Genomic DNA, 17183 nt, shown 5'->3' with positions numbered 1-17183 from the left:
TGTTTGGAAACAAACAGAATGCTATCGCTGCATAGTTGAACAGTGATGTTCAGCAGTGTTCAGCGTAAATGTATCAGAGTTATTTGGGGGTTAAGGTTTTTCCTCTCCCCATCCCTCCTTCGGAGCGGGGGGCTCAAACTTGTAGCCAACTCCACGCACGGTGCGGATCAACTCCGGTTGGCTGGTATCAGTCTCTAGTTTCTTGCGAATTTGGCCAATGTGGACATCGACCACCCGTTCATCTCCCTCGTGGTTAAAATCCCACACCTCTTGAATCAGCTCAGCCCGTCGCCAAACCCGCCCCGGATGTCGAGCCATAGCATAGAGCAAATCGAACTCCAGTGCTGTTAAGTTGATCAGGCGCTGCTCGCGGATGACTGCTCGGGTTTCCGGGTCGATTACCAAAGAGGCAAAGGTCAAGACCGGCGCGCTGGCCATTTCGGTCTTCATACGTTGCCGCCGCAGAATGGCTTGCACTCGCGCCTGTAACTCCGGCAGGCTGAAGGGCTTGGTCAGGTAGTCATCTGCCCCCAACTGGAATCCGTGCAACTTATCAGCAGGGCTGACGCGGCTGGTCAACATCAACACGTACACGCCGGTCTCTTTTTGCATTTGCTGGCAGAGATCGTAGCCGCTCACATCCGGCAAGTTCAGATCCAAAATTACCAAGGCCGGCTGAAAAGCGCGCAACTGCTGTAAGCCCTCGGCCCCCGTCATCGCCACCTCAACCGAATACCCCTGCCGCTGCAAGTACCGCTGCAGTAGAGCACAAATGCTGGGATCATCATCGATGATGAGGATGCGTGACATGGCAGCTTGGCACTCTCGAAGTCAGCAGGAGACAAGGTTGCAGGGCGTTGGGGTGCGGGGATCCCTTCGGCAGTCCATAGGCAACCATCACATAGAGGCAATAGGCCCTCAGCTCGCCAGGTGGGAGGGGAAAAAGAGCCTTATCAACAGGGCAGGCTTGACCCCAACCTCGGCTGGAAAGGGCCACAGGCGCAGGCAATTCATGAGTGATTGAACACTTAAATCTTATTTCAAGTCTTTACGTGTGGGGTCGCGCGGGGAGTTTATCCTTGCCGAGGCCGCCCTCCTGTGCGTAAATCAACGGAGGCTTATCCAAGAATCTTGGGCATTATCTTACTGAGTTGCCTGAATGGCAGAGGAAATCCGTCAAGCAGATCCTTGCACCTGGAGTTAATCTGGAAGCCGTGGCGCTTCCGTTCCTGTCTCGAGGTCTGGCCTTAGTGTGGGCGGTTTATCCCGGAGGCTTATGTACACCAATCCCGATGAAGTCTTCCGCAAAGATGTCTGGTTGGCCCTCTTCACGTGGGGGATCCTGGAGCTGGCTTGTTTCGTGATTATCCCATTCACTGGAGCCTACGCATTCTCGCAAGTGGCGGCTTGGCTGTGGCCCTCTTTGGTTTTGGGGCCGGTGGGGGCGGTGGTGGTGGCTTTTTGTTCTAAAGTGGTGCTGGCTGCTAACAACATCCCGGATCCCAGGAGAAAACAAGCCCAGCGGCAAGTGGCTCAGGTGGTCAGTCTTTTTGGCTTTCTGGGCTTGGCATTGCCCCTCCTTCTGGCAGGATGGGTATTTGGCCGAGAGATTTTGACGACCGACTGGCAGAATAAGTTCACCAACACCAATAAGTAGAAGCTAATCTCCGACGCCCTTGCCCTCTGGGGTCGCGTCGCCCCGTCAGCGTTGCGGTTCCTCTGCACAGGCCTAGCAAGAGCGCTGCGGAACACGATACATTGGGATGCAATCACGTCAGCGTTGCGCAGCAGTCGTGCTCTGGCTTTCGTAAATCCCCGGTTTTGACGGGGATCCCATCTTCTCTGCGGATTCTTGCCTGCAGCATTGCGGGAAGGTATTTCGGATGGCTAACTACCCGATGCGAGGCCGTTCTTCTCCTGCTTCTGGCGGTTTTCCCTTGGGCACCTTGGTGGTGGTGAGTGTCTCGGTTGGGGCTCTGGCCGCCTTGGGTTGGCAGTTGTGGCAGCTTGTTGCCCCCATGTTGGCCCCCCCTGCCCCGCCTCAATTTCCGCAGGCCGTGCGCTTGGATCCCTTGCCCCGCCCAGCCAGTTTTCCCTCTCCCCCCTCTGGCCCTGCTGCAGGCACTGTTGACCCTGAGGGATTTCCCCCCGGCAGCCGCGGGCGGGTGATCGAGCCAATTGGCCTGGCAATCCGCAGCCAACCTTCTGCCGATGGAGCCTACCAAGGGGGAATTGTGGTGGGGGAAACGGTGACGGTGTTGGAGTACAGCGCCGATGGTCGTTGGCAACGGGTGCGGCGGGAGTTGAACGGACAAGAGGGCTGGGTGCGGGCTGGCAATTTGGGCCCTGTGGATGGTGCTTCAGCTTCAACTTCTACAGCTCCCACAGTTGAACCCAACCCTGAATCAACTCCTTTGCCGACTCGACCCCCCACGGCAGCAGTGGTTTCCCCAGGTGAGCGGGGACGGGTGATCGAGCCCATTGGCCTGGCGCTGCGGGCCACTCCAGAGCGGGAGGGAACCTACATTGGTGGTGTGCCCATGAACGAGGTGGTGACGGTGCTGGGCCTCAGCGAAGATGGTCGTTGGCAGCGCATTCGCCGTCAGAATGGGCAGGAAGGTTGGGTGCGGGCGGGGAATCTGGCGCAGGAGTAGCCCTTGCCATAGGCATAGCCCTACAGATGCCCTGGTGGGGGATTGTAACACCAGGGAAGCCTGTGTTTCGCTAGAGCAGTGCCGTTTGCGTCATCGGGACCGAGTCCTTGGCAGGGGAACTGGTGAAACACACTCCATTTCGGCTTGGTGCTTCAACAAGGGATCCCTGGGGCAAGGGGTTAGCTTTACCCTTTCTGGCCCTTGGGTTGGCCTTCTCTCTAGGCGCCTGCCGACCGGCTTCTAACGCTGGAGCGGAAAAGGTCAGGCAGGAAGCACCCCTAGCCCAAGCAAAGGCAGAGATGGGTACTCTGGAGTTTTGGGCCAACGGCGAGGACTTCATTCGGGAGGGGTTTGTCTCCAAAGACGGCTGGGAACTGAGCTTTGAGCACGTGTACGTGACGCTGGCGGACATAACCGCCTACCAAACCGATCCGCCCTTTGATCCGGAAGGAAATGCAGATTTGCTGGCACGGGCATTGGTCAGCCTCTCCGGCCCCATCACGGTTGATTTGATCACGGCTCCCCCGGCGGAGCGGGCCCTACTGGGATCCCTAGAGGCACCCCCTGGCCACTACAACGCCCTGGGGTGGCGGCTGGTGCCAGCACTGGAGGGGCCGGCAAAGGGCTATTCCCTCTGGATCGAAGGCCAAGCCCGACCGACAAAGGAAGGGGCTGGGGAGATGCCGTTTGTGCTCAAGTTCAGCCCTGAGGTGGCCTTCACCTGCGGAGAGTATGTGGGGGAGGAGCGCAAAGGCTTTGTGCGCGTCGGCCAGGTGGCAGATCTGGAGGTCACCTTCCATTTCGACCACCTGTTTGGAGATGGAAGCTTGCCCCCCAACGACAGCCTCAATCAAGCAGCTCTGGGGTTTGCCCCTTTGGTGAAGTTGGATCCTGTCTCCCTGGAGCAGCGGCTGGCCGCGTCAGCGGCGCGGAGCACTGGGGGGGGATCCGACCTTCTGGAAGTGGACTGGGGGGATCTGCAGGAGGGATCCCCTGCGGCTAAGGCCGCATTGGAGATCCTGCACCACTTGGGCCATGTGGGGGAAGGCCACTGCCGCGCTGCCTCTGGCCCTGCCCAGACAGAGTCTTCGCCCTGAAGTCTTGGCTTTTCTAAGACCGGTCGCCTGCAGAGCGTAGAGATTGTCGTCTGTCCTCAGCTAACCAATGAACCGAGTCTGGCCAAAACTTTGGATCCCTTCCTGCCGACTGAGCCTGATTGCGGCGTCGCGTCAGCGATGCGGAGCACGGTTGAGCTTGCTGGCTTTCGGCCTGCTCCTGTCTGCTCCCGCTTGGGGCCACGGGGTGGAGGCCTCTTGGCGGGCAGTTCCCGCTTTTGAGATCCAGGCCCGCTACGATTCTGGCGAACCGATGCGTTCTGCGCAGGTAACGGTGTTTGCGCCAACGGATCCCACTACCCCTTGGCAGGAGGGACAGACGGATGCGCGGGGACGATTTCTGCTGCAGCCGGATCCCAACCTGACGGGCCTCTGGCAGGTGCGGATTCGCCAGGCGGGGCATGGGGTATTGGTCAATGTGCCGGTGGGCGAGGAGTTTGCTCAGGCAGAAGGGATCCCCAACGGTTCCTCACCCTTTGGGCCTTTGCAGCGGGGGGTTATGGCCGGTTGCGTCATTTGGGGCTGTCTGGGCACAGCTCTCTTCTTCTCCAGGCCCCGTCAATCTGGTTACGCAGCGGTGGAGAGCCCACCGGTTTCGGGATCTCCAGGGTCAGGAATCTCAGGCTCCCAGGCTGGCTCCTCTGCTCTGGAGTAGGACTGACCATGCACATCAGCGATGGCATTTTGCCAGCACCGCTTTGGCTAGGGGGTTATGGCATCACCGCCCTGATCACCAGCTACAGCTTGCGGCTTCTCCGTCGCGCCGGCGTTGCCGAGCAATGTCCTTGGTGGGAACGGGATCCCCGCCATATTGCTACGCAACGCTGTCGCGACCAGTTGCCCAAAGCGGCTTTGCTCACGGCTGTCTTTTTTGTGGCCTCTTCGATTCACCTGCCCTTTCCCCCGGCCAGCCTGCATCTGGTGCTGAACGGGTTGATGGGTCTGATGTTGGGGGCTTTGGCCTATCCGGCGATTGTAGTGGGCTTGTTTTTTCAGGCGGTGGCCTTTGGCCATGGGGGCCTGACCACATTGGGCATCAACGCCGCCATTATGGGGATCCCGGCGCTCCTGGCCGGTGGGATTTTTCGGGCAGGCCGTCGGGTGATGGGGGCCGGAGTGTCTGCCTTCTTGGCGGGAGCGGTTGGGGTGGGTCTAGCAGTGCTGTTGTTTTACGGGGTGGTCATGGCTGCTGTGGTTGACGCTGGCAGCGGGATCCTCTCCACAGAAGCCGGTCGTCTGGCTCTTGGGAGCTTGGTGGTGGCCCACATCCCCCTGATGGTGGTGGAGGGGTTGTTCGCCAGTTGGGTGGTGCTGTTTTTGCAGCGGGTACAACCGGCGCTGCTGGGAGAGTATGGCAAGAGATGAAGCCGGCTCAGGGATCCCTTGCTGCTGGCGCGGTCAACAATCCCATCCTCACCCCTCCAAACCCCTTTCCTGGCTGCACCGGTGGCAACCTCTGCCCAAGGTGCTGGGCCTGATGGCGCTGATGGCGGCTTTCGCCTCGGTGAGGTGCCTGGCCCTCTTGCCGCTCATCTGGGCGCTGGTGGCTGGACTGTGGAGCCTGTCGGGATTGCCTTGGAGTCTCGGGCTGAGGCGGCTGGCAGCCCCAGGGCTGTTGGTGGCAGGGTTGATGGGGATCCTACCCTTCTGGGCGGGGGAAACCATCCTGTGGCGCTGGGGATCCCTGGCTTTGCGCTGGGAGGGGCTGGAGATGGCGCTCCGCATGGGGGGGAGGGGGCTGGCCCTGTTCGCTCTCACCATGCTGCTGCTGGAGACCACTCCCACGTCGGAACTGTTGGCAGCGTTGCGGCAACTGGGGATCCCAGATCTGCTTTTGGAACTGGCCTGGCTCACCCAGCGCTATCTGCAAGAGATGGCTGCTCAGTGGGAGCAGATGCAACGGGCAGCCCGGTTGAGGGGTTGGCGACCGCGGGGATCCCTGTGGCGTCCTGGGCCGTCTCTAAGACAAGATCTGCCCTTTCTGGCCGCTTCGGTGGGCACCCTGTTGGTTCGCAGCTACGAGCGCTCGCAGAGGGTTTATCAGGCTTTGCGCCTGCGGGGCTATGGACAAGCGCCTCTGTTTCCGACGGCGGCTGGCAGGGATCCCTACAGTTGGGCGGCCACCGCGTTGGCCGTGGCTACGGCTCTATTGCTCCGCAACGCTGATGCGGCCCTCAACTAGAATAGATAAGCCTCTGGCAAGCTGCCCCCTTTTTGATGCTCAGTCCATGAATGGGTTAGAAGCGACCGTCTCCAGTTTCCCATCCGTTAAGGACTCCGTCCCGCTTACGCGAACAGCGGTGCAGCGTACAAAGGCGTCGGTTGCCGTTTTACACCTGGGCTGCGAGAAAAACCGGGTGGACACCGAGCACATGCTGGGCTTGCTGGCTCAAGCAGGCTACCGGGTGGATGGGGACGAAGAGAGTGCTGACTATGTGATCGTCAATACCTGTAGCTTCATTGAAGCAGCGCGGCGGGAGTCGGTCAGCACCCTGATGGAGTTGGCAGTACAGGGCAAGAAAATCGTTATTGCCGGCTGCTTGGCGCAACACTTCCAAGAGGAGCTGCTGCAGGAGATCCCAGAGGCCGTGGCCTTGGTAGGTACCGGCGACTACCACCAGATCGTCCAGGTGATCGAGCGGGCGGAGCGGGGAGAGCGGGTCAATGCCGTTACTTCCAGCTTGGATTACATTGCCGACGAGACCGTACCTCGCTATCGCACCACCCATGCGCCTGTGGCCTACCTACGGGTAGCCGAGGGCTGTGATTACCGCTGCTCCTTCTGCATCATTCCCCACTTGCGGGGCAACCAACGCTCCCGCTCCATCGAGTCGATCCTACGGGAAGCAGAACAACTGGCCGAAGAGGGGGTGCAGGAGCTGATTTTAATTTCCCAGATCACCACCCACTACGGGATCGATCTCTACGGGGAGCCGCGGCTGGCAGATCTCATTCGCGCCCTGGGCAAGATCCCCATCCCCTGGATCCGCATGCTCTACGCCTACCCCACCGGCATCACGCCTGCAGTGGTGGAGGCCATCCAAGAAACTCCCAATTTCTTGCCTTACCTGGATTTGCCCCTACAGCACAGCCATCCGCAGATCCTCAAGGCCATGAATCGCCCCTGGCAAGGGCAGGTCAACGACCGGGTGATCGAGCGGCTGCGCCAGGCGTTGCCCAATGCCGTGCTGCGCACCAGCTTTATCGTCGGCTTTCCTGGGGAGACGGAGGAGCACTTCCAGCATCTACTAGACTTTGTCCAGCGCCATCAGTTTGACCATGTGGGGGTGTTTACCTTTTCTCCCGAAGAGGGCACCCCTGCCTACCATCTCCCCCATCAGGTTCCAGAGGCCGTCAAACAGGAGCGCCGTGCCCGCCTGATGCAGGTGCAGCAGGGGATCACCTTCCGCCGCAACCGCGAGCAGGTAGGCCGGGTGGTTCCCGTTCTCTTGGAGCAGGAAAACCCCAGAACCGGCGAGTGGATTGGCCGTTCCCCCCGCTTTGCCCCCGAGGTGGATGGAGTGGTGTATGTGCAGGGGCAGGGATCCCTGGGATCCCTGGTGCCGGTGCAGATCACCCACGCCGAGCCCTATGATCTCTTCGGTCGGGTGGTGGCAGCGCCGGAGGGTTTTAGCTGGAGCGGGCGGTAGCGGTGCAAAGCACTTTGGTAGGATCTTCATCCACGGGAGAGGAGCTGGGAATGACTACCCTTGGCGGCAGCGGGACCGAGTCTTTAGATGAGCTGAAACAGGCGGCAGCCCGGGCTGCAGTTCAAAAGGTGCAGTCGGGAATGGTGGTGGGGCTGGGCACGGGATCCACAGCCGCCTTTGCTGTCAGCGCCCTAGCAGAGCGGATGCAAAGCGAGGGTCTGCAGATCCTCGGTGTGCCCACCTCCGAGCGCACGGCTGAACAGGCCCGCTCCCTGGGGATCCCGCTGGCTACCCTAGAAGAGCAGCCGCGCCTGGATCTGGCCATCGATGGGGCCGACGAGATTGAAGTGGGATCCCTCAACCTGATCAAAGGGGCAGGAGGGGCCCTGTTGCGGGAAAAATTGGTGGAGGCCAGCGCCGCCGAGCTGATCATCATCGCCGATGCCTCTAAAAAAGTCCCGCAGTTGGGCATTCGCTTCCCGGTGCCGGTAGAGGTGGTGCGCTTTGGCTGGAAAACCACCTTGGCGCGGGTAGAGGCTCTGGGGTGCACAGCCACCTTACGGCGGAATGCCAACGGGGATCCCTACTTGACGGACGAGCAGCACTACATCCTCGACTGCCAATTCGGCCCCATGGCGGATCCTGCCAAGATCGCCGATCAACTCAAAGGGACGGTGGGGGTTGTGGAACATGGTCTGTTCATCGGCATGGCCAAAGAGGCCATCATCGCCCTCCCGACTGGGATCGAAACGCTGCAGCCAGGCTGTGAGGAGAGAGGAGTGAGGAGAGAGAAGTGAGGAGTGAGGATACTTCATACTTCCCTTCTCACCACTCGCTGCTCTTTTCTCGTTTCTCTTTTCTCACTTCTCACTGTGGGCTCTAGACCAACCTTCTGCCCCATGCTGACTCTACAAACTGTGGCCGACCTGCTGCAAACTCCTCTGCAGGGGGATCCCCATTTGTTGGGTCTTCCCGTCCAAGCCATTTGCACCGACAGCCGCCAATTGCAGCCGGGGTCAGTCTTTGTGGCGCTGCGGGGGGAACGGTTTGATGGACACAACTTTATTCCACAAGCTTTGGCAAGGGGGGCCGTTGCCGTCATCAGCCAGCGTCCGGTGGCTGGGCCCCATTTTCAAGTCTCAGATACCCTAGCTGCCTACCAGCGCATTGCCAGAGGCTGGCGGGAGCAGTTTCCCCCCTCCGTAGTAGCCATCACGGGCTCAGCAGGCAAAACCACCACCAAGGAAATGTTGGCGGCTGCCCTATCCCGCTACGGCACAGTTCTCAAAACTGAAGCCAACCACAACAACGACATCGGGGTTGCTCAAACACTGCTCCAGATGCAACCGGGGCATCAGTTTGTGGTTCTGGAAATGGCCATGCGCGGCCCCGGAGAAATTCGCCGCCTGGCTCAGATGGCTCAGCCCACCCACGCCTTGATCACCCATATTGGCACCGCCCACATCGGCAGACTGGGATCCCGCGCGGCCATTGCCGCCGCCAAGTGCGAGTTGTTGCAAGCGCTGGGGCAGGGAGTGGCTCTGCTCAATGGAGAAGATCCCTTGTTGTTGTCCACTGCCGCCGGCCTGTGGTCGGGACAAACCCTTACCTATGGCCTGGATCAGGGGGACTTACGAGGAGAATGGGATCCCCAAGCCCAAACGGTAACTGTGGAGGGCCTAACGCTGCCGGTGCCTCTGCCGGGAAGGCATCATGCCCTCAACTGGATGGGGGTGCTGGCTGCTTTGCGCAGCTTGGGGCTGGATTGGGAGCGGCTCCGAGAACCCATCGCCTTGCCCACCCATCTGGAGGGGCGCAACCGCCATCTCAAGCTGGCGGGAGATGTGGAAATCTGGGATGAAACCTACAATGCCTCGCCGGAAGCGATGATTGCGGCTCTGCACCTATTGGCTCAAACCCCGGGAAAACGGCGCTGGGCCATTCTCGGCCCGATGCGGGAGTTGGGAGAGCATGCGCCTCAGCTCTATGCAGAGGTGGGTCGGGCGGCTGCCCCTCTGGGGCTGGATCGGGTCTTGCTCTTGGATCCGGAAGGGGAGATGCAACCGCTGCTCGACCAAAAACCGGCAGCCCAGACAGAACGCTGCGAGGAGGTATCCGAACTGCTGGAAGTCTTGCTGCATCAGGTACAAGCCGGGGATCGGCTGCTGTTCAAGGCAGCGCGGGCTGTTGAACTGGAGCGGGTGCTGCACCGCTTTTTGCAGGAGTGGCAGGCATAGGCTAAACTGAGGGATATATCGATGGAAAGCCCGCGTCCCTCGGTTGAGAGGAGATCAATCCAAGCCGAGTTCATTCCTCGTCGATAACTGCCCTTTTTCCGTACGGCATGTACTACCACAATCCCTCTCTGCGCGAAGAGCCCCGCGATCAGCCGCCAACGGTGGTGCCCTCTCCTAGCAGCCTCTCCATTCTTGACTGGTTGCGCAAAGAGGGCCGGTTGATCGAGCAGCCCATTGAGGTCCCTGAGATGATTTTGGAAGAAGACATCGACGATATCGACGATTTGATCGGGGACGACTACGACGAAGACTTCGAGCCGGAAGAAGAGTAAGCACAACTGCCAGGATTATTACGAGCTCGTTAACTCATTTATCCCTTTGCTTGGCACCGTGAGGGTGTTATTTTTTGTGCTGCCGCTGGATAGACAGCTCGAGCAAACAAAACAGTACAGTCGTTTCAGGTTAGAGTGAGACGCCTGAGCTACCAAGAAAAGTCTTCCAGCCCCGCGCATTCAACGCTTCAGGTGTGGGTGCAGCGTTTTAGTTTGAATCAGAATGACTATAGATGCAGACAAACGTAACTGATCCCTCAGCCTCAAGGGATCCTTTTTCAGCCTGTTTTGGATTGCTCACCACCACCCTGCGATGATTGTTGCATGTTGCAAATCTAACCTTAGTGAAAGATACCCCCGCAGCCTTTGTAAGAAAGCATCTTGGGGCAGTAGAAACATCTTTTTCGGGGACTTTTTTCGATTTCTCACTTACCATGCAGTGCCCGGCAAAGTTCTCTCTACCTCTTTGGAAGCTGGGGAAGTGGTTACGGTCGAGGGATCCCCTGTGGAAATCTCTTTGGCTGATGGTGTCAAGGTCAACGATGCCAATGTGGTAACAGCCGACATTGAAGCTTCCAACGGTGTCATCCACGTGATCGACAAGGTGATCTTGCCTCCACAAGGGTGACCTACCAACGCCATGGATTCTAGGCCCTTCAGGGTCTAGCCCTCTGGCAGCCCATGCTCTGGTGGCGGGGGTTTTGTATTGGGATCCCCAGCTATTCCGTTCTTTGGGCAAGGGATCCCCAATTTCATAGGTCGATGCCAACGCTGGAAGCGTAGATCGCCTCCACCGACACGCCGGACACCCGTTGAGGACGCACGATCATGTACTCATTGTCCATTTGCTTGGGCAAGGTGATGAACTCTTCGCCGCCCACCATGAGGTTGTTGATCAGCTCGGTGTATTCTCTGGCTTCTTTGACCCGTACCTGCATGGTTTGTCCACCTTCCAGCATGATGTGGACAAGATATCCGTCAGGTTTTCTGGCCATGGATGCTCCTGCTGGGTGAACCGAAGGACGAGACGAGGGGTGTTCTTATGAACATTATTCCCCCTTTCGAGACCCCTAACCAACCCCTGACTCTTCCGTGAAATCTGGAATTGAGCTGCGCCAAACCGAATTCCAAGCCGTAGCATAGTGAAAGTGAAATGTGCCCATTTTAATCTTCCTCGCGCTCCATGCCCCATTTGCCTGATGTTTCTGCCGCCCACCGTGAGCTGGAGTGGAACGGAGTCCCTTCCACGCCGACAAACGACGCCCAACCCCTGAGCCGCTCTACCGTGAAGGATCCCATCACCGCCCGTTCCGACATCATCGCCGTCGGGGGAGCAGAGGATAAGGAAAATGAGCGCCACATCCTTTGGGAGTTCTTCCGCCGAGCGGGGGGAAAGTCTGCCCACATCACCATCGTGCCCGCGGCTTCTGGGATCCCGGCGGTGCTGGGGGAGATCTACGCCAACATTTTTCAGCAGATGGGGGCGGCCAGCCTCCAAGTTCTAGATATCCGCAGCCCGATGGAGGCAAGGGATCCCGATAACGTTGAGAAAATCCGCTTCTCCACCGGCATCTACTTTACGGGTGGGGATCAGGAGCGGCTGGCGGAGGTGCTGGCCCACAGCGAGCTGATGGAGGCCATTCGACAGCAGTGGCAGCGGGGGCAGACGGTAATTGCCGGAACCAGCGCCGGAGCTTCTGCGTTGGGGCAGCAGATGATCTCCCGCGGCTACAGCGGAGAACCGCCCACGCCGGCAATTGTAACGGTGAAGACAGGCCTGGGCCTTTTGCCTCGCGTCATCATCGATCAACATTTCCATCAGCGCAATCGCCTGGTGCGGCTGGTTACGGCGGTGGCCCACTATCCCCAATGTTTGGGTATCGGCATTGATGAGAATACGGCGGTGGTGATCCAGGCCGACGATGTGATGGAGGTAATCGGCTTGGGGACGGTGACGATTGTGGACGGGACGCAACTGTACTCGACCGTTCAGGAGGCGGCGGCGGATGAGTATTTTCGGCTGCACAATGCCCGCATTCACTTTTTGCCGCCGGGATCCCGATTCGATCTCAACACCTTGTCTCCGCTGTGACCGGTGAAAACTTTGTCCTGCCGAGGCGGCTGGACTGGCGCAACCTCAACACCCTCTGGGGATCCCTGTTGGCCGAAACCTTGAGTCGGCTGGGTTGCCGTTTGGCGGTGGTGTCTCCGGGATCCCGCTCAGCCCCCCTGACCTACGCCCTGGCCCAGCACCCCGACATCGAGGCGATCCCGGTGCTGGATGAGCGGTCGGCAGCCTTTTTTGCGCTGGGATTGGCCCAGCAAACCCGGCGGCCCATTCCCCTGGTGTGTACTTCCGGCAGCGCTGGCGCTCACTTTTTCCCAGCTCTCATCGAGGCGGCAGAAAGTGGCTGGCCGCTTTTGGTTTTGACGGCGGATCGGCCCCCGGAGCTGCGCCACTGCCGCGCCGGCCAAGCAATTGACCAAGTGAAGCTCTACGGCCATTACCCCAACTGGCAGGCGGAGTTGGCCCTGCCCAGCGCGGATCCAGAAGCCCTGGCCTACTTGCGCCAGACCCTGGTTCACGCCTGGGAGCGCACCCTTTACCCTTTTCCCGGCCCGGTGCATTTAAATGTGCCTTTCCGGGATCCCTTGGCTCCCATTGCCGATGGCAGCACTGCGCCTTTGATTCATTTGCAGGAAGATCCGGAGTTCGAGAAGACCTTTTTTCGTGGGGTTGCTCCTCCATGCACCGGCTCTTCCTTGCAGGCGGTGCGGAGCCCTTTTCAGACGGAGACGGTTTCTTTTTGGCAGGAGTGGCGCGGCTGTGAGCGGGGGGTGATCTTGGCGGGGCCGGCTCAACCGCTGGATCCCCAGCGCTATGTGGAGGCAGTGGCCCGTTTGGCGACGGCTTTGGGCTGGCCGGTGCTGGCGGAGGGGCTTTCTCCCCTGCGGAACTACGCTTCCCTCAACCCCTATCTCATCACCACCTACGACCTCATCCTGCAGCGGGATGATCCCCAGCTTTGGCCGCAGCAAGTCATCCAACTGGGATCCCTGCCCACCAGCAAAGCGCTGCGGCAAACCCTGGCCAAGGTTGCTCCCCGCGTTTGGCGGTTGGATCCCCGTCCCGACAATGGGGATCCCCTGCACAACCCCACCACCCACTTGCCTTTCGCCGTAGAGGAGTGGGTCGCCGGGATCCCAGAAGCGCCGGCCAAGCAAACAACTTTTCTGCAGGGCTGGCTGACAGCCGAAGCGCAAATCCGGACCGCCTTAGACCAGGCTATGGCTGACCTATCGGAGTGGTTTGAGGGTAGGATAGCCTGGTGGCTGGCCCGCCACCTGCCGCCAGAGACGCCGCTATTCATTGCCAACAGCACGCCGGTGCGGGATGTGGAGTGGTTTTGGCCCCCCAACGACCGCCGCATCCGGCCCTACTTCAACCGCGGCACCAACGGCATCGATGGCCTTCTCTCTACCGCCTTCGGGGTGGCCCACCGGCAGCGCCCGACGGTGTTGCTAACCGGGGATCTGGCCTTTTTGCACGACTGCGGCGGCCTGCGGCTTGGCCCTCACCTGCAGGGATCCCTGACCATTCTCCTCATCAACAACCAGGGGGGTGGGATTTTTGAGCTGCTGCCCATCGCTGAGGTGGGCCCACCCTTCGAGCCCTATTTCGCCACGCCCCAGGCGGTGGATTTTGCCCTGCTCTGTCAGGCCCACCACATTCCCCATCGCCGAGTGGAAAGCTGGCAGGAGCTGGCCGAAGCTCTGGATCCCTTGCCTGCCCAAGGGGTGCGGGTGTTGGAGATCCTTACGGATCGCAAGGCCGATGCTCGGCGGCGGCGGGACTGGTTTCAACAGTGGTCGGAGCTGCCATCCAAGCCTTGACCTGCTTCCAGATCTGCTCCGGCAAATCCTCAGCTTCGCAGTCCAGCCACAGGGCCACGCATCGACCTCTTCCCGACAGGGTGCCGTAGGCATGGCCCTTTTGGATCCCCAGCATGGCTCGAAACCAAGTCATCTGCCGTTTGGCAAATTGGCGGGTGCGCCGCACAATCAGGGGTTGCAGTTCGGCTTCCGGGATCCGCCCCTCCAGATAAGCGCCGATTTCCGCGTAGCCCAAAGTATTCAAAAGGGGCAGGTGGGGCCCATAGCGCTCCCGCAGGGTTTTCACCTCCTCGATCCACCCCCGCTCCATCATCTCCGCCGTGCGCCGGGCAATGCGTTGTTCCAAACGGGGCATTGGGCAGCGCAGCCCCAGGATCAAGATGGGGTAATGGGGGGGATGAGCCCGCCGTAGGCTGGAAGCCGGCTTCCCAGTGGCGTAAACGATCTCCAAAGCACGCAGCGTGCGCACTGCGTCATGGGGATGAATGTGCTGGGCGGCAACGGGATCCAACTGCTGCAGCCAGGCGTAGCGGATCTCAGGGGGCCAAGTTTCCAGTTGTCTTCTCAGTTGGGGCTGCGGGGGTACAGCAGGGATCCCTAGGCCAGCAGTCACCGATTGGATGTAGAGACCGGTGCCCCCCACCAAGATGGGAGTCTGTCCCTGCCGATGGGCCTCGGCGATGCGGGCTTGGGCCGCCTGCTGAAACTCGGCCACCGTGTAGGTGTGGCGGGGATCCACAAAGTCAATCAGCTCGTGGGGCCAAAGGGCCTGCTCGGCGGGGGTAGGCTTGGCTGTGCCGATGTCGAACTCGCGGTAGACCTGGCGAGAGTCCGCATTCAACAACGGGGATCCCAGCCGTTGGGCCAAAAGCAGCGCCTGTCGAGATTTCCCGGTGGCCGTGGGGCCGGCAATGACGATCAATCCCGGCCATTCTGTCCGGTCAGAAGCTGCTGCAGCGGGAATGCCGTTCTCGAGAGTTGCACTCATTTCGTTCGCGTCAGCGGCGCGGAGTACCTTAGTTTCGAGACATTCAGGATCTGCAAGAAAATTCACACAAGGCAACAGGTTAAAATTTTCAAGAGGCTTTGGCTCTTTGGCTACAATAGAGCTTCCATCGCGTCAGCGGTGCAGAGCACTCTAGCTTCACCTTTTTTCTGGCTTTTCGGGGTTCTCGGTGATCTCATCTTACGTCCCTGCTTCTACTGGGTTGGGCGGCAGTTGCCCACAGCTCAGGCTACCTCTACAGATACAGATGCTCACCCCTCTGCTGCTTGCTTCGGCAAGACGTGGTCTTAGCTGTCTTGGCCGGGCGGTTGGGGCAGGGATCCTGACAGTTTTGTTGGCGTGGGAACCTTGCCCGGCGCTGGGGGAGACCTTGGTGCTCAAGCAGGGAGAAGTGCGCACTCTGCCCCTGTTGCAAACCCGGGCCCGGCTGCCCTTGCAAATGGAAATGCTCTATCTGGGCATGGTCGAGGAGCGCTTCTTGAGCTACGCCCGCGCCAACAATTGGGAGACCATTTCCAGCGACCGGGAGGATCCCCGCTGGAGCCGCTGGCAACTGCGTCCTGGGGGTGAAGCCCTTTACCTGCCCGATTCCCCTTCATCTCAGAACTCCTTGGAGCCCCCCATCTATGCCCGTGGGTTTTATGTGCAAGCCTATTTTGTCGGCGGGCGCCTGGCGGGGATGCACCTGATTCGCAACCCTGAAGAGCCGGGCTTCAACTTGAAGGCCCTGCAAAGGGTGATCCGCGCCTGGTTTCCCGATAATCGCCTGATGTTGTATTACCAAGTGTTGCCAGAGGATCCCGAGCAGCAGGTGCTGGGCGCCTATTTGGGCACCATTCCTCCTCCCTACCTTGCCGATATTCAGCGCAATCGCGTGCCTTTTTGTCAGACTTTTTTCAGCCCCACTTTGCCCCAGCCGATCATCCCCCCCTCCGTCGATGTGCCTCCCCATTGCCTGGGCACAACTGCCGTCAACAGCGGGACGGGGCCTTACGCTGCCCAGAAAGGGGCTGCTGCTTTGCGCTAAAGGCACGTGAGGAGTTGGCTCAGCGCAGCGCTGGGGTCAAGCCGGATTTCAGTAAGGGAGCAGTTTCCTTCAAAATGAACTGTCACCTTAATGAACTGTCACCTTAAACTGTCACCAGCTCGGGACGGCGGCTGTTGCGAATGCTGCGAATGGCTTCTGCATAGTCTTTGGCCTTGAACACTGCCGAACCGGCCACAATGGCGTTGGCTCCTGCTTCAATCACCTGCCAAGCGTTGCTGGCTTTGATGCCGCCATCCACCTCGATCCAGGGATCCAGGCCCCGCTCATCGCACATGGCCCGCAACTGGCGAATTTTGGGCACCACTGCCGGAATGAAGCTTTGCCCGCCAAATCCGGGGTTGACACTCATGATCAACACCAGATCCACCAGATCCAGCACGTATTGGATCAGCTCCAGGGGGCTGGCCGGATTGAGCACCACGCCCGCTTGCTTGCCCAGATCCTTGATTTGGCTGAGGGTGCGATGCAGGTGGATGGTGGAGCTGGACTCTGCGTGCACGGAAATGATATCGGCCCCTGCTTTGGCAAAATCCGCCACATAGTTCTCCGGCTCTACAATCATCAGGTGGACGTCCAGGGGCTTGGCCGTCACCGGGCGCAGGGCTTCCACCACCAACGGGCCGATGGTGATGTTGGGCACAAAGCGGCCATCCATGACATCCACATGGATCCAGTCGGCCCCCGCCTCATCCACCGCCCGCACTTCCTCTCCCAAGCGGCTGAAATCCGCCGAAAGAATTGAAGGGGCGATGACAATCGGCTTCTGCCCAGAGGTTGCTGACGGCTGCACCATGGTGAGTCCTGGGGATTGAAAACAGAGAAACGGAGAAACCTGCTCCTCTATGGTACGGGGTTTGATCCCCTTTGCAAAGCGTTATATCCCCTCTCAGCTTGGCACTCAAGGCTCCAGGGGAGACGCGGACTCTGGCGACAGGATCCCGTTCGCGTTGGCGGGACGAAGTCCTCTGAAGCCGGCATCGCCGAGCCGCAACCCCTGCAAAACTTGGGCAACACGACGCCAGGGATCCAGCCGTTCCGCTCGCGGAAGCAGGACGGAGTCCTGGCTGCTTTGAGGCTCTGGAGAAGACTGCTCAGAGGGGGCGGGATCCCTTTCCTCCAGCCTCAGGGAAAGCTGCTGCAACTGCATGTAGATGCTGTTCACGGCCAGCATGGCCAAGACCGTGCCGAAAAACTTGGTGCGGGATCCCATGGGCCAACCCCTGTGCGAAAACAAAGATACGGTTGTC

The 17183-nt window shown here is 59.8% G+C and carries 19 protein-coding genes; 14 read left to right on the top strand and 5 right to left on the bottom strand.

Features of this window, described 5'->3' with window-relative positions:
• Positions 1-90 precede the first annotated feature (90 nt).
• Positions 91-810: a response regulator transcription factor gene (locus NW870_RS07060; protein ID WP_414330288.1), complete on the bottom strand. Its 720-nt coding sequence runs from the start codon at positions 808-810 to the stop codon at positions 91-93.
• A 466-nt stretch (positions 811-1276) separates the two neighbouring features.
• Between NW870_RS07060 and NW870_RS07055 the strand changes: the two genes are divergently transcribed.
• The 11 genes from NW870_RS07055 to NW870_RS07005 all read left to right on the top strand — a co-directional run bounded on the left by NW870_RS07055 (position 1277) and on the right by NW870_RS07005 (position 10616).
• A complete protein-coding gene (locus NW870_RS07055) occupies positions 1277-1657 on the top strand; it encodes a hypothetical protein (protein ID WP_011433618.1) in 381 nt (126 codons plus the stop codon).
• 226 nt (positions 1658-1883) lie between these two features.
• Positions 1884-2654, top strand: coding sequence for an SH3 domain-containing protein (locus NW870_RS07050; RefSeq protein ID WP_414374604.1), 771 nt, complete (start codon positions 1884-1886; stop codon positions 2652-2654).
• Between the two features lie 299 nt (positions 2655-2953).
• Positions 2954-3751, top strand: coding sequence for a hypothetical protein (locus NW870_RS07045; protein WP_414374603.1), 798 nt, complete (start codon positions 2954-2956; stop codon positions 3749-3751).
• 151 nt (positions 3752-3902) lie between these two features.
• Positions 3903-4424 (top strand): hypothetical protein, encoded by a 522-nt coding sequence (locus tag NW870_RS07040; RefSeq protein WP_414374602.1) that lies wholly within the window; start codon positions 3903-3905, stop codon positions 4422-4424.
• A gap of 8 nt (positions 4425-4432) precedes the next feature.
• Entirely contained in the window at positions 4433-5134 is a 702-nt protein-coding gene (gene cbiM, locus NW870_RS07035) for a cobalt transporter CbiM (protein ID WP_414330636.1), read from the top strand.
• On the top strand, positions 5121-5951 hold the full coding sequence (cbiQ, locus tag NW870_RS07030; RefSeq protein ID WP_414374601.1) for a cobalt ECF transporter T component CbiQ: 831 nt from the start codon (positions 5121-5123) through the stop codon (positions 5949-5951). Before cbiM ends, cbiQ begins: the two co-directional genes overlap by 14 nt.
• A gap of 46 nt (positions 5952-5997) precedes the next feature.
• Positions 5998-7419, top strand: coding sequence for a 30S ribosomal protein S12 methylthiotransferase RimO (gene rimO / locus NW870_RS07025; RefSeq protein WP_414374599.1), 1422 nt, complete (start codon positions 5998-6000; stop codon positions 7417-7419).
• A gap of 50 nt (positions 7420-7469) precedes the next feature.
• Positions 7470-8216 carry a ribose 5-phosphate isomerase A gene (gene rpiA, locus NW870_RS07020; RefSeq protein WP_414374597.1) on the top strand — a complete coding sequence of 249 codons (747 nt, stop codon included), beginning with the start codon at positions 7470-7472 and terminating at the stop codon, positions 8214-8216.
• A gap of 102 nt (positions 8217-8318) precedes the next feature.
• A complete protein-coding gene (locus tag NW870_RS07015; RefSeq protein WP_414374596.1) occupies positions 8319-9656 on the top strand; it encodes a UDP-N-acetylmuramoyl-tripeptide--D-alanyl-D-alanine ligase in 1338 nt (445 codons plus the stop codon).
• A 107-nt stretch (positions 9657-9763) separates the two neighbouring features.
• On the top strand, positions 9764-9988 hold the full coding sequence (locus NW870_RS07010; protein ID WP_011433626.1) for a DUF3134 family protein: 225 nt from the start codon (positions 9764-9766) through the stop codon (positions 9986-9988).
• 313 nt (positions 9989-10301) lie between these two features.
• Positions 10302-10616, top strand: coding sequence for a fasciclin domain-containing protein (locus NW870_RS07005; RefSeq protein ID WP_414374595.1), 315 nt, complete (start codon positions 10302-10304; stop codon positions 10614-10616).
• A gap of 124 nt (positions 10617-10740) precedes the next feature.
• On the opposite strand, the gene NW870_RS07000 is transcribed toward NW870_RS07005, so the two are convergent.
• The gene (locus NW870_RS07000; protein ID WP_011433628.1) at positions 10741-10983 is read right to left on the bottom strand and encodes a hypothetical protein; all 243 of its coding nucleotides are present in this window, start codon (positions 10981-10983) and stop codon (positions 10741-10743) included.
• Positions 10984-11171: 188 nt separating this feature from the next.
• Between NW870_RS07000 and NW870_RS06995 the strand changes: the two genes are divergently transcribed.
• Positions 11172-12080, top strand: coding sequence for a cyanophycinase (locus tag NW870_RS06995; RefSeq protein WP_148202746.1), 909 nt, complete (start codon positions 11172-11174; stop codon positions 12078-12080).
• Entirely contained in the window at positions 12077-13882 is a 1806-nt protein-coding gene (menD, locus tag NW870_RS06990) for a 2-succinyl-5-enolpyruvyl-6-hydroxy-3-cyclohexene-1-carboxylic-acid synthase (protein ID WP_414374593.1), read from the top strand. The genes NW870_RS06995 and menD overlap by 4 nt, the downstream gene beginning before the upstream one ends.
• On the opposite strand, the gene miaA is transcribed toward menD, so the two are convergent.
• Positions 13806-14870 carry a tRNA (adenosine(37)-N6)-dimethylallyltransferase MiaA gene (gene miaA / locus NW870_RS06985; RefSeq protein WP_414374592.1) on the bottom strand — a complete coding sequence of 355 codons (1065 nt, stop codon included), beginning with the start codon at positions 14868-14870 and terminating at the stop codon, positions 13806-13808. The two genes, menD and miaA, sit on opposite strands and share 77 nt — an antisense overlap.
• Positions 14871-15135: 265 nt before the next feature.
• Between miaA and NW870_RS06980 the strand changes: the two genes are divergently transcribed.
• Positions 15136-15915 (top strand): hypothetical protein, encoded by a 780-nt coding sequence (locus NW870_RS06980; RefSeq protein WP_414374590.1) that lies wholly within the window; start codon positions 15136-15138, stop codon positions 15913-15915.
• A 103-nt stretch (positions 15916-16018) separates the two neighbouring features.
• Here the strand turns inward: NW870_RS06980 and rpe are convergent, their stop codons facing one another.
• Positions 16019-16729 (bottom strand): ribulose-phosphate 3-epimerase, encoded by a 711-nt coding sequence (gene rpe, locus NW870_RS06975; protein ID WP_011433633.1) that lies wholly within the window; start codon positions 16727-16729, stop codon positions 16019-16021.
• A gap of 105 nt (positions 16730-16834) precedes the next feature.
• Entirely contained in the window at positions 16835-17146 is a 312-nt protein-coding gene (locus NW870_RS06970) for a hypothetical protein (RefSeq protein WP_414374589.1), read from the bottom strand.
• Positions 17147-17183 lie beyond the last annotated feature (37 nt).

It is taken from the genome of Synechococcus sp. R50.1 (genome assembly GCF_047462115.1).
Classification (GTDB): domain Bacteria; phylum Cyanobacteriota; class Cyanobacteriia; order Thermostichales; family Thermostichaceae; genus Thermostichus.
The sequence above is the reverse complement of the archived record's forward strand: the minus strand, read 5'-3'. Positions and strand labels throughout refer to the sequence as shown.